This window comes from Bacillus cereus group sp. MYBK15-3 (assembly GCF_051916765.1).
Taxonomy (GTDB): Bacteria; Bacillota; Bacilli; order Bacillales; family Bacillaceae_G; genus Bacillus_A; species Bacillus_A cereus.
Window position 1 is genome coordinate 70,151 of sequence record NZ_JBQAHG010000009.1, and the last position, 12,444, is coordinate 82,594.

Sequence of the window (12,444 nt, forward strand, 5' to 3'; positions counted from 1 at the left end):
CCTCAACCATCCTAACTAACAACATATATTTATTGAAATGAAATTTATTCTCAAATAGTAATAAAAAAATTAGGTGAATTGTTATTCTCCTGATAATGATTATCAGAATCAGACACTTCTATTCTACCTATCGCTTTAAAAGACTGTCAACCATTATTTTGAAATATAAATTTATATAAATTGGAATTTTAATACAAAAGTTGTGTCTATCCTTTAGAAAACGTTCGTCCACACAAGAGTACTTTCGCAGAATAAATTATTCCTCTTATGGGCATAAAAAAGAAGAGTAATCTTTTCACTCTTCTTTTTCTTACTTATTTAACTTTGCTTCAATTTTTGCGATTAACTCATCTTCTGTTGGAGCCGCAACTGGACGGTTATTTACAAATGCGAATGATTTTTTACGACCAGGACCACAGTAAGACTGACATCCAACTTCAATCGTTGCACATGAATCTACTTTTTTTAACTTCGGAACTAACGTTTTAACGTTCGTTGCCTGACAGTCATCGCACACGCGAAACTCGTTTCCCATTATATAACACTTCCTCTATTTTAAACTTTTCTCAAGTACGTTTAAAAATAAACACTAAATGGTATTTTACCGCTCTTTGAAGCTCGTTGCAAGTTTCCCTACAAAGCCTATTCTCTACATAATGCTACATATTTTATATGCTCTCCTACAGAAGTACTCACCATTCATGGGAAAATTTTTACCTTTCATCGAAATCTACCATATTTTTAAAAGCTTTGTATAAAAGTTTATTTTTTTGCCCATTATAAAAATAGGAAGTTCATAAAAAGAAAGGGAGTTGAATCTATGAAAGTAAGACAAGATGCTTGGACAGATGAGGATGATTTATTACTTGCTGAAACGGTACTTCGTCATGTTAGAGAAGGAAGTACGCAATTAAATGCATTTGAGGAAGTAGGGGATCAGTTAAATCGTACATCTGCTGCTTGTGGTTTCCGCTGGAATGCTGTTGTTCGCTATAGCTATGAACAAGCTCTTCAACTAGCAAAAAAACATCGTAAAGATAAAATGCGTGCTGCAAGCGGTGAACAAGCGAAAAAACGTTTACTTTATACACCACCAGCTTCAGATTCGATAACTGATTATGAAGAATTAGTACAAGAAGAATCAATCGTACAATATAAAGAAGCTATTCCATATCAAGAATCTACTGCTCCTGCTGCAAGAAGCTCTATGACAATGCAAGATGTTATTTATTTTTTACAAACAGTCGGATCTTCAAATATAAAAGTGACAGCTCTTGAAAACGAGAATACGAGATTGAAACAAGAAATTAAAGCACAAATCCTTCGGAATGAGGAACTAGAAAAGAAACTAGAAAAATTAGAAAAGCAATCTCATACTGTACAAGAAGATTACGAAACACTTATGAACATTATGAACCGAGCTCGTAAATTGGCAGTCATGGATGACGAAGAACGTTCTCAAACATCTTTCCGAATGGACCGAAACGGTAATTTAGAAAAAATTGCAGAATAAAAAGGATGCATGTAATGCATCCTTTTTATTATTTCACCTCTAAGCTCCCCCTTTATATGTGAGAAAACTCCATTCTTCATTTTTTGCTATAATAGAGATTGTCATTTTAAAGATAAGGGGTTAGTTATATGAGCAATTCCCGTTCCATTTTATCTCAGCCAGAGTGGCGCATTGTAGATCAATCTAGTTTGGGACCAACATTCCATGCACTTCAGTCATTCGCAATGGATGACACATTATGCACAAGCATTGGAAATGGCAAGTCAGCCGCAACAATGCGTTCTTGGGTTCATCACAATACAATTGTCCTTGGCATTCAAGATTCACGCCTTCCGCATTTAGAAGAAGGTATTTCTTTTTTAAAACAAAACAACTTCAATGTTATTGTCCGTAATTCTGGCGGGCTTGCGGTCGGGCTTGATGAAGGTGTTTTAAACGTATCACTTTTATTCCAAGAAACAGAAAAAGGTATCGATATTGACCTTGGATACGATACAATGTGGCATTTGATTAAGGAGATGTTAAAGGATTACGACGTTACTATCGAGGCAAAAGAAATTGTCGGCTCTTACTGTCCTGGTAGTTATGACTTAAGTATTCGCGATCAAAAATTCGCTGGTATTTCACAACGTCGTATTCGCGGAGGTGTCGCTGTCCAAATCTATCTCTGCGCTACCGGAAGTGGCTCTGAGCGTGCCGCACTCGTTCGTGATTTCTACAACCTAGCAATTCAAGGGGAAGAAACACGCTTTACGTACCCTGAAATTGTACCAAGTACGATGGCCTCACTCTCAGAATTACTTGGTGAAACCATTACAGTACAAGATTTAATGATGCGTCTTTTAAAAACATTGCAGCAATTCGCTCCAAAGTTAACACCATCTCAATTAACAATAGATGAGATTTCTTTATATGAGACGAATTTACAACGTATTATTGATCGTAATAATAAAGCACTTGGTTTAGAAAAATAAAGACCGTCGCTATAATAGCGACGGTCTTTATTTCAATTCATTATAGAATTAAAGTGCTTGAGCTGCTGTAATTAAAGCTAACTTGTACACTTCTTCTTCGTTACATCCACGAGATAGGTCATTTACAGGCATGTTTAAGCCTTGTAAGATTGGTCCTACTGCTTCGAAGTTACCTAAACGTTGAGCGATTTTGTAGCCGATATTACCAGCTTCTAAGCTTGGGAATACGAATACGTTAGCATCACCTTTAATTGTAGAACCTGGAGCTTTTTTCTCAGCTACAGATGGTACGAATGCAGCATCGAATTGGAATTCTCCATCTAAAGTTAACTCAGGAGCCATTTCTTTTGCAATGCGAGTTGCTTCTACAACTTTTTCTGTTTCTGGAGATTTCGCAGAACCTTTTGTAGAGAAACTTAACATAGCAACGCGTGGATCAATGCCGAATAACTCAGCAGTTTTCGCACTTTCGATACCGATTTCAGCTAAATCTTGGCTGTTTGGTGCAATGTTAATTGCGCAATCAGCGAATACATATTTCTCTTCTTCACGTACCATGATGAATACGCCAGAAGTTTTTGTAACGCCTGGTTTTGTTTTAATAATTTGAAGTGCTGGACGAACTGTATCAGCTGTAGAATGAGCTGCACCACTTACTAGACCGTGTGCTTTGCCCATGTATACAAGCATTGTACCGAAGTAGTTTTCGTCTTTAAGGATTTTGCGAGCGTCTTCTTCAGTTGCTTTACCTTTACGGCGTTCAACGAAAGATGCTACCATTGCATCCATTTCTTCGTATGTAGCTGGGTCGTAAATATCAACGCCTGCTAATGTTAAATTCATGCTAGCAGCTTTTGCGCTAATTTCTTCTCTATTACCAACTAAGATTGGTTTTACTAACTCTTCTTTTGCTAAACGCTCTGCAGCGCCTAAAATTCTTTCATCAGTTCCTTCAGGAAGTACGATAGAAATGCCTTTTCCTTGAACTTTTTCTTTTACTGTTGTAAATAAGTTGCTCACGAATAAACCCTCCTACATATGTTAAAAAAACTCTATCTTTAAGAATACTGCTTTTCTTCTATATTTTAAACTTATAGCTCCCAAAAAATAGATAAAATAAAAATGATTATATTTTCATAAAATTCAGCCGTTAAATTCACCTTGCTTAAACACTTAAATGTGACAATTTTATGCGCCAAGGTTTTATATAGATGATTTTAAAACTATATATGCTATAGTTAACGTGTAAAACTATCATTAACTGAGGTGAATAGAATGAGTGAAGCAACAACAACGTTAGATGGCTGGTATTGTTTACATGATTTACGTTCTATTGATTGGGCTGCATGGAAAACATTATCTAGCGACGAACGCGGACAAGCAGTGTCTGAATTTTTAAATGTCGTTGAAAAATGGAACGAAGTAGCTACTGCGAAAAAAGGTAGTCACGCAATGTATACAGTTGTTGGCCAAAAAGCTGATATTATGCTTATGATTTTACGTCCAACAATGGAAGAGTTAAATGAAATTGAGACAGAATTGAATAAAACAACTTTAGCTGAATATATGGTTCCTGCATATTCTTACGTATCTGTTGTTGAATTAAGCAACTATCTTCCAGCTGATGAGGATCCATACCAAAACCCGCAAATTTTAGCTCGCTTATATCCTGAATTGCCGAAAGCAAATCATATTTGCTTCTATCCAATGGATAAGCGTCGCCAAGGTGATGACAACTGGTACATGCTTCCTATGGAAGAGCGTAAAAAAATGATGTACAGTCATAGTAAAATTGGCCGTCAATACGCAGGTAAAGTACGCCAAGTGATTTCAGGATCTGTTGGATTCGACGATTTCGAATGGGGCGTAACATTATTCGCTGACGATGTTCTTCAATTTAAAAAACTTATATATGAAATGCGCTTCGATGAAGTAAGTGCTCGTTATGGTGAATTTGGAACATTCTTCGTTGGAAACATTTTACCAGACGAAAAAGTAGAGAAATTTTTACACATATAAATGGTGAAAAGGAACGAAATTCGTTCCTTTTTTTATTCTTCTCTATATTTATCCTCAAAAATCCCCTTTTTTCTGCACTTTTGAAGAAAAACCGACATTTTTTCAAATTTATTGTAAAATTGTAACCTTTTTATATGTAAAGATATGCTAAAATGATACGAGCTATATGCTAAATAACGATGCGAAGGTGATAATCTATATGAAAAAAATTTTGTCTATTTTACTATTGCTTGTATTGTCAATTTCTTCCTTAGGAGTAACAACATCCCATGCGGAAGAAAAAATACATATTGAGGCAGCCGCTGCACTTTTATTTGATGCAGATACAGGAAAAATACTTCACGAGCAAAATCCAGATGAATTGCTAGCTATTGCTAGTATGTCGAAATTAATTGTTGTTTACGCTGTTTTAGAAGCAATTAAAGAAGGAAAAATCACATGGGATACGAAAGTAAATATTTCTGATTACGCTTATGAAGTCTCTCGTAATAATGAATTCTCTAATGTACCGTTCGAAAAAGGACGTCAATATACTGTAAAAGAATTATATCATTCTATTGTTATATTCTCTGCAAATGGATCTAGTATCGCTTTAGCAGAACTTCTTGCAGGAAGTGAGAAAAACTTCTTAAATCTTGCAAATGAACATGCTAAAAAGCTAGGATTAAAGAAATATAAATTTGTAAACGCTACGGGCTTAAATAACGCTGACTTAAAAGGAAAACATCCTGAGGGTACTGATCCAAATGCAGAAAACTCTATGTCAGCTCGTGATATGGGTATGCTTTCAAAAGCAATGATTACAAAGTATCCAGAAATGCTAGAGGATACAAAACAAAGATTTAGAAACTTCCCAGACAATCACCCAAAACCAATTCGTATGGAAAACTGGAATTGGATGTTACCAGGAGCTGCTTTCGCTTATGAAGGTACTGATGGTTTAAAAACTGGAAGTTCTGATACAGCTGGATACGGATTTACTATTACTGCTAAACGTGGTGATGTACGTCTTATCTCGGTTATTATTAAAACAAAATCAATGGATGAACGTTTCACAGAATCTCGTGAATTAATCGAATACGGATTTAATAACTTTGAAAAACAAAAACTAAAAGTTAATAAGAACAATACAATCTCTGTAGTAAAAGGGAAAGAAGACCAAGTAACTGTTGCACCCGAAAAAGAAATAACAGTAATTGCGAAAAAAGGTAGCAAAGAACCTTATAAAATTGGGACTGAATTAGATAAATCTCTTGCTGAAGATGGACATTTAGTTGCTCCTATTAAGAAAGATGCCAAAGTAGGCTCAATTACTTTAGAATCAACTGATAAATACGGTTTCTTAGACGGTAGTAAAAGTATGAAAGTTACTGCAAAAACGACAGAGGAAGTTGAAAAAGCAAATTGGTTTGTGTTAACAATGCGCTCTATTGGTGATTTCTTCTCAAACTTATGGTCTAAAGTTTTTTAATAAAAAAGCTGGCTCACGCTAGCTTTTTTTATTTTCCGCTCTCAATGTAAAACTTCGTTTGGTTGTCATATCTGAGCCCTTTTCCTCATACGTATGAACTAGTAATTGTTACACACTTCATCTAGAGATAAACCTCTTTCCAAAAGGTATTCCAAAAAGAGAGGTGACACATAATGGGAGTTATTGCTTATAACGAAGAAGATGTAAAGTTGTTAGCTAGACTGATGCGTGCTGAAGCCGAAGGAGAAGGACAACAAGGAATGTTAATGGTCGGAAACGTTGGGGTAAATCGTGTCCGCGGAAATTGTTTAGACTTTAAAAGCATTCGTAATTTACGTCAAATGGTTTATCAAAACCCCGGCGGTTTTGAAGCAACGCAAAAAGGATACTTTTATCAACGGGCACGTGAACAAGATATTGCCCTAGCGAGACGGACCATTCAAGGGCAACGTTTTTGGCCTGCTAACTTTGCCTTATGGTTCTTTAGACCTGAAGGGGCATGTCCACCAACTTGGTATAACCAACAAAACTCTGGTCGCTTTAAAAAGCACTGCTTCTTCCAGCCATCTGCTGGAGACTGCCCTAGCGTATATTAAGGAATAAAAATGAGGAGGGATTTTTGAATGGCACAGCAACAAAATCCGTACTATGGAACAGGTTTTTATCAACCATCTGGAACTTATGTACAACCGCAACAAATGACTCAACAACAGCAGCAAGCGATGCAACAACAAACAGCTCAAGCTGCGCAAGCTCAATATGCAATTTCTCAAGGCATGTTACCTCTAGAGCAATCCTATATTGAAAATATCCTTCGTTTAAACAAAGGTAAGCAAGCTACGGTTGTAATGACTTATGAACGTGGCAGTTCCCTTGGTACACAATCTTATACAGGTATTATTGAAGCAGCTGGCCGTGACCATATTGTTATTAGTGAACCGCAATCAGGAAAACGCTATTTACTACTAATGATCTACTTAGATTACGTAGAGTTTCCAGAAGAAATTACGTATTTACCTAGTCAACAAGCAACTTATACTCCAAGACCATAAAAAAAGCTGGCAAATGCCAGCTTTTGTTTTTTTATAATCCTTTTACAACTGCAGTCCCTACTAGAATCCACGCCACTATAAACGCTACACCACCAAGAGGTGTAATTGGACCAAAGAACTTAATGCCTGTCGTACTTAATGCATACAAACTACCTGAGAACATAATAATTCCAGCTACCATTAGCCAACCAGCAGTAGTTAAAAGTGATGATTGAACCTTATCCATCAATAAAGCAACTACGAATAGTCCACCTGCATGAAACATTTGATATGTAACGCCTGTTTTCCAAACTTCTAACATTTTTGCAGAAATTTTATTTTCTAAACCGTGTGCTCCAAAGGCCCCTAACGCAACAGATAGCCCCGCTGCAATACAACCTAGTAAAAAGAAAATTTTCATCTTAATTCCCCTTTTTTACCTTTATCATAAGCAATTTTTGCATATAAGCCAACCGATTTATCTTCTAAAAATCAAATAAAGAATTACCGTTTGCATCACTTTCTTTTATATATACTGGCTCCCCAGAAACAGGTGCAATTGGTTGCATAGTTGTTACTGGTTGTGATCCAATTACTTGCGATTGAATTTCCGGTTCTCTATATGTAGATGTTTCAACTTGTTCATCTAATAATAAGTCACATAAAGCACGCACAACTAATAAATGTTCTTTTGACTTTTGTCCTTCACTACTTTTTGCCTTCGCAATTTCATTCGCCATTTTATTTAAAATCTTGTCGCTAGATATTTGCATTCCTTATCACCTCGTACTTTGTAATTCTTTCTCGAATTGTCCCAATTTTTCTACTGAACCAAATACTATTATCATATCACGTTCTTTCAATTTTTCCTGCCCTGTCGGATTATGTATAATATTCCCATTTCTTGAAATCGCTAATATTGTTACATCAAACTGATTCCTTACATTACTCTCTAGTAACGATTTACCAACCAATATTGAATCTTTTCCAACTAGAATTTCTTCAATGACAAATGACTGTTCTACTCCATACAACACTGTATCAATATAATGAACAGTTAATGGATTTGCAATACCTTTTGCGATATGAATACCCGCCATACTAGATGGATTAATAACCTTATTTGCACCAGCACGCCTTAATTTCTCTTCAGTTTCTGGCTTTTCAGATCTCGCCACAATTTTAATCGTATCGTTTAACCCTCTTGCTGTTAATGTAATAAATACATTTTCAGCATCATTTGCAACAATAGCAACTAAACCAGCTGCTTTTAAAATTCCGGCATTATGTAATACTTGATCTTCCGTTGCATCTCCATGTACAAATAAAAGCTTTTCCTGCTCCAATATACTTTCATCTTTATCAACAACGACAAATGGAATATTCTTTTCTTGCAATTCATGTACAACTTGAAGCCCCACTCTACCGCAACCACATACTATAATATGATTTTTCAACTGCGCTATTTGTTTATCCATCTTCTTCCTCCGTACTGCATGAAATAAATTCCCTTCAATAATCATAGCTGCCACTACCCCAATTGCATACGTAACAATACCTACGCCAACAGGAATAATAAGAAGCGCAAATACTTTCCCCGCTTGCGTTACAGGAACGGCATCTCCGTATCCAACAGTCAATACAGTAATCATTGTCATCCAAAATGCTTGAAACAAACTAATCTCTTCAATCGTCATAAATCCTATCGTTCCTAGAATTACAACAAAAGTCATACATATAACTGCTATCCATAATTGCTTACGTGCATTCATACTGTGTTTCAACTCTTTTCTCTATCTACAATCTTTGCCAGTGGAAATAAAATACGTATATACTAGATACGGAATCTATGAAAGAGGTTGATATAATGAAGACATTTCTTTCCGCCTTACAATGGGCACTATTTATTTTAGCTGGAAGCCTTATTGTACCAATTAGTGTCGCAACTAGTTATGGTCTTAATGGCGCTGAAGCCATCGCATTTGTACAAAGAACATTATTTGTTCTAGGTTTTGCTGGTCTCTTGCAAGCTATATTTGGGCATAAACTTCCTATTCAAGAAGGTCCTGCTGGCCTTTGGTGGGGAATTTTCTCTCTTTACGCAAGTTTAGGCGTCGTACTATTTGGATCAAATAATGAGACACTTAAAGTTCTTCAATATGCTTTCTTATTAAGTGGTATTATTTGTATTATTCTTAGCGTTTTTGGACTTATTGATAAACTCGTTCGCTATTTTACACCGACAGTCATTGGAACGTATTTATTTCTTCTTGTCGCGCAGCTTAGTGGCTCCTTCTTAAAGGGAATGTTTGGCCTTGATGGAAAACATACAGAAGTACAACCTAACGTATTTATTCTTTCACTCATTGTTATTTTACTATCCTTTTTCATCATGAAGCTACCTATTATTGGACAATATTCCGTTCTTTTCAGTATCGTATGCGGCTGGATATTATTCGCATGCTTCGGATTATCTAATCCAATAACACCAGTGACAGACATAATCCGTTTTCCATCCTTATTTGTTTTCGGAATGCCTCGTGTTGAATGGAATATGGTAATTACGGTCATTTTCGTTACGCTCTTACTTCTAACAAATATGTTAGCAAGTATTCGCGTTGTACAAAAGGTTGTCTCTAAATATGAAGAAAACGCTGCATCAGATCGTTTTAAACAAGCTGGCATTATAACAGGAATCAACCAATTGCTAGGCGGCCTATTTTCAGCTATTGGGCCTGTCGCTATTTCTGGATCAGCAGGTTTTATTGCAACGACTAATATTTATAAACGTCTCCCGTTTATATTAGGGTCAAGCTTTATTATTGTCGTTAGTATATTTCCAAAGATTACTTCATTCTTTGCAGCAATCCCTGTTGCAGTTGGTTATGCCGCTATTTATCCTGTATTCGCAAGCATGATTGGCCTCGCCTTTCGAGAATACGAAACTGTCCAGGATAAAGAACGATTATTTAAAGTAGCCGGTCTTTCAATCTTTACAGGAGTCGGAGTTATGTTTGTTCCAGCAGGAGCATATTCCACACTTCCACCATTTCTAGCATCGTTTTTAAGTAATGGTCTCGTTCTTGGATCTGTAATGGCAATCTTGCTAGAAATACTATTTTCTCGTTTCACAGCAAAACAAATATCTTAAATTGGAAAACTTCCATTATTGCACTCTACCTTTAGAGTTGTTACGATAAAATCAAACTTTAATCATTGGGGTTTTATTCATCCCCAATGATTATTAACCAATATTATGAGCAACACACTCATAATAATTTATCTACTTCTTTTCAAAGAGGTTTGATGTCTTACTATTATTCCTCAATCTCTTCATGAACATGTATTTTGATTTCAATTAAAGAAAGGAATTTTCTATATGACTTATAAAATGATTGTTTTAGATTTAGATGATACTTTATTACGTGATGACCATACTATTTCACCTCGTACGAAAGAAGCGTTAATGACTGCACAAGAGCAAGGCGTAAAGGTTGTACTTGCTTCTGGACGTCCAACGTTCGGTATGCGCAATGTAGCGAAAGAACTTCGTTTAGAAGAATACGGCAGTTTCATTTTATCTTTTAATGGTGCAAAAATTATTAACTGTAAAACAAACGAAGAAATCTTTAGTAGTACACTATCTCCTGAAATCGTTCACAACCTATTTGAAATTAGTAAAACTGAAGATGTATGGATTCATACTTATATGGGCGATGATATCGTAACGGAAGAAAATAATCCTTATACTGAAATTGAGGGCGATATTACTGGTATGCCAATTATTGTAGTAGATGACTTTAAAGCTGCAGTTAAAGAGCCCGTAGTAAAAGTATTAATGAATAAAGAAGCTGAACGCCTTGTTGAAGTTGAAAAGAAACTACAAAAACAGCTAGAAGGCCAATTAAGCGTGATGCGTTCGAAACCATTCTTCTTAGAATTTACTGAAGCTGGTGTTACAAAAGGAACGAGCTTAAACAAACTGATCCAAAAGCTTGGCATTAAGCGTGAAGAAGTTATCGCAATGGGCGATAGCTATAACGACCAAGCGATGATTGAATTTGCTGGTCTTGGCGTTGCAATGGGCAATGCACCTGATGATATTAAAGAAATTGCAAACTACGTAACAGATACAAATATGAACGATGGTGTTGCAAAAGTTGTAGAGAAATTCGTTTTAAAAACGGATGTACTTGTTTAATATTTTCATTCACAAAACCTATTTGAAGTCAAATACTTCAAATAGGTTTTTATTTAAATTCTCATGCTTTTGTGACTATATTTTGAACTTTGCACTATTCTCGTAGTGTAAACTTTCTTTTTGTATATAATGAAACAAAATAGACTATTTTATTTTGAAAAAGAATACAAATTTACTATATACAAGCATACGTTAAAGGAGGCTACTTTATGTTATCTACACCAATCGGACGATTAAGAGCAATTGGACTAGTTGAGGGTATTTCTTTCCTATTACTACTATTTGTAGCAATGCCATTGAAATATTTCGCAGGATTTGCAACAGCTGTTAAAATTACAGGCATGGCTCATGGTGTTCTATTTATTCTATTCATCTTTGCAGTAATTCAAGTAACAATCGTACACCGTAAATCAATTTTATGGGCACTTGGAGCATTTGTTTCATCAGTTATCCCATTTGGCACTTTTGTACTAGATGCAAAATTAAAGAACGAGCAACAATAATAATAAAAAGGTAGTTAACGACTGTTAACTACCTTTTCTATTTATAAATTTGGAATTTCCCAATCAATTTCTCTTTCGCCCATATTAGCTAAAATCGTATTTACTTTAGAATATGGCTTACTACCAAAGAAACCACGTCTTGCCGATAGTGGGCTTGGATGTACAGATTCGATAATATGATGATTCGGATTCGTAATTAACTTCTTCTTCGCCTGCGCATGGCGCCCCCACAATATGAAAATAACTGGCTTTTCACGTTCATTCAATAGTTCAATTACACGATCTGTGAAGTGCTCCCATCCTTTTCCCTTATGAGAATTTGCTTCGCCTTGACGAACTGTTAATACGGTATTTAGTAATAATACTCCTTGTTCCGCCCATTTTACTAAATAACCGTTATTCGGGATTTCATAACCATATTCATCTCGAAGTTCTTTATACATATTTAACAATGACGGTGGTGTTTTAACACCAGGTTGCACAGAAAAGCTTAAACCATGCGCTTGATTCGGTCCATGATATGGATCTTGTCCTAAAATAACAACCTTTGTATTTTCATAACTTGTATACTGAAGAGCGTTAAAAATATCTTCTACCTTCGGATAAACAACATGCGTGCTATATTCTTCTGTCAAAAAACTAGATAGAGTAAGATAATACTCTTTCTCGAATTCTGGTGCCAATAGTGGCTCCCAATCATTCTTTAAAACATTTTCCATACTGTCACTTCCT

General features: G+C 35.7%; 15 protein-coding genes. 9 read left to right on the forward strand and 6 right to left on the reverse strand.

Features of this window, described 5'->3' with window-relative positions; translation table 11 throughout:
• Window positions 1-310: 310 nt before the first annotated feature.
• Window positions 311-535, reverse strand: coding sequence for a DUF1450 domain-containing protein (locus tag ACTFR8_RS26950; protein ID WP_000526078.1), 225 nt, complete (start codon window positions 533-535; stop codon window positions 311-313).
• Between the two features lie 285 nt (window positions 536-820).
• Here ACTFR8_RS26950 and ACTFR8_RS26955 point away from each other — a divergent pair, with 285 nt between their 5' ends.
• Window positions 821-1,513 (forward strand): RsfA family transcriptional regulator, encoded by a 693-nt coding sequence (locus tag ACTFR8_RS26955; protein WP_000868358.1) that lies wholly within the window; start codon window positions 821-823, stop codon window positions 1,511-1,513.
• A 128-nt stretch (window positions 1,514-1,641) separates the two neighbouring features.
• On the forward strand, window positions 1,642-2,487 hold the full coding sequence (locus tag ACTFR8_RS26960; protein WP_252209746.1) for a lipoate--protein ligase family protein: 846 nt from the start codon (window positions 1,642-1,644) through the stop codon (window positions 2,485-2,487).
• A gap of 48 nt (window positions 2,488-2,535) precedes the next feature.
• Here ACTFR8_RS26960 and pta read toward each other — a convergent pair whose 3' ends face one another.
• Window positions 2,536-3,507 (reverse strand): phosphate acetyltransferase, encoded by a 972-nt coding sequence (pta, locus tag ACTFR8_RS26965; RefSeq protein ID WP_000067225.1) that lies wholly within the window; start codon window positions 3,505-3,507, stop codon window positions 2,536-2,538.
• A gap of 255 nt (window positions 3,508-3,762) precedes the next feature.
• Between pta and hemQ the strand changes: the two genes are divergently transcribed.
• The 4 genes from hemQ to gerQ all read left to right on the forward strand — a co-directional run bounded on the left by hemQ (window position 3,763) and on the right by gerQ (window position 7,029).
• Window positions 3,763-4,506, forward strand: a complete 744-nt coding sequence (gene hemQ, locus ACTFR8_RS26970; protein ID WP_001287595.1) for a hydrogen peroxide-dependent heme synthase — start codon at window positions 3,763-3,765, stop codon at window positions 4,504-4,506.
• A 199-nt stretch (window positions 4,507-4,705) separates the two neighbouring features.
• On the forward strand, window positions 4,706-5,977 hold the full coding sequence (locus ACTFR8_RS26975) for a serine hydrolase (protein ID WP_000722867.1): 1,272 nt from the start codon (window positions 4,706-4,708) through the stop codon (window positions 5,975-5,977).
• A gap of 173 nt (window positions 5,978-6,150) precedes the next feature.
• Window positions 6,151-6,573, forward strand: coding sequence for a cell wall hydrolase CwlJ (cwlJ, locus tag ACTFR8_RS26980; protein WP_000538167.1), 423 nt, complete (start codon window positions 6,151-6,153; stop codon window positions 6,571-6,573).
• Between the two features lie 27 nt (window positions 6,574-6,600).
• Entirely contained in the window at window positions 6,601-7,029 is a 429-nt protein-coding gene (gene gerQ, locus ACTFR8_RS26985; RefSeq protein WP_000068652.1) for a spore coat protein GerQ, read from the forward strand.
• A 31-nt stretch (window positions 7,030-7,060) separates the two neighbouring features.
• Here gerQ and ACTFR8_RS26990 read toward each other — a convergent pair whose 3' ends face one another.
• The 3 genes from ACTFR8_RS26990 to ACTFR8_RS27000 form a co-directional block, all read right to left on the reverse strand.
• Window positions 7,061-7,429: a DUF423 domain-containing protein gene (locus tag ACTFR8_RS26990; RefSeq protein ID WP_000688315.1), complete on the reverse strand. Its 369-nt coding sequence runs from the start codon at window positions 7,427-7,429 to the stop codon at window positions 7,061-7,063.
• Window positions 7,430-7,493: 64 nt separating this feature from the next.
• On the reverse strand, window positions 7,494-7,781 hold the full coding sequence (locus ACTFR8_RS26995; protein WP_100619711.1) for a YwdI family protein: 288 nt from the start codon (window positions 7,779-7,781) through the stop codon (window positions 7,494-7,496).
• 6 nt (window positions 7,782-7,787) lie between these two features.
• Window positions 7,788-8,780, reverse strand: a complete 993-nt coding sequence (locus ACTFR8_RS27000; RefSeq protein ID WP_000993984.1) for a potassium channel family protein — start codon at window positions 8,778-8,780, stop codon at window positions 7,788-7,790.
• A 95-nt stretch (window positions 8,781-8,875) separates the two neighbouring features.
• Between ACTFR8_RS27000 and ACTFR8_RS27005 the strand changes: the two genes are divergently transcribed.
• The 3 genes from ACTFR8_RS27005 (at window position 8,876) to ACTFR8_RS27015 (ending at window position 11,712) form a co-directional block, all read left to right on the forward strand.
• Window positions 8,876-10,159, forward strand: a complete 1,284-nt coding sequence (locus tag ACTFR8_RS27005; protein ID WP_152127041.1) for a purine/pyrimidine permease — start codon at window positions 8,876-8,878, stop codon at window positions 10,157-10,159.
• Window positions 10,160-10,387: 228 nt separating this feature from the next.
• The gene (locus ACTFR8_RS27010) at window positions 10,388-11,209 is read left to right on the forward strand and encodes a Cof-type HAD-IIB family hydrolase (RefSeq protein WP_000221381.1); all 822 of its coding nucleotides are present in this window, start codon (window positions 10,388-10,390) and stop codon (window positions 11,207-11,209) included.
• A gap of 209 nt (window positions 11,210-11,418) precedes the next feature.
• Window positions 11,419-11,712, forward strand: a complete 294-nt coding sequence (locus ACTFR8_RS27015; protein WP_000953396.1) for a DUF3817 domain-containing protein — start codon at window positions 11,419-11,421, stop codon at window positions 11,710-11,712.
• 41 nt (window positions 11,713-11,753) lie between these two features.
• Here ACTFR8_RS27015 and ACTFR8_RS27020 read toward each other — a convergent pair whose 3' ends face one another.
• Window positions 11,754-12,431: a uracil-DNA glycosylase gene (locus ACTFR8_RS27020; protein ID WP_000432520.1), complete on the reverse strand. Its 678-nt coding sequence runs from the start codon at window positions 12,429-12,431 to the stop codon at window positions 11,754-11,756.
• Window positions 12,432-12,444: the final 13 nt, after the last annotated feature.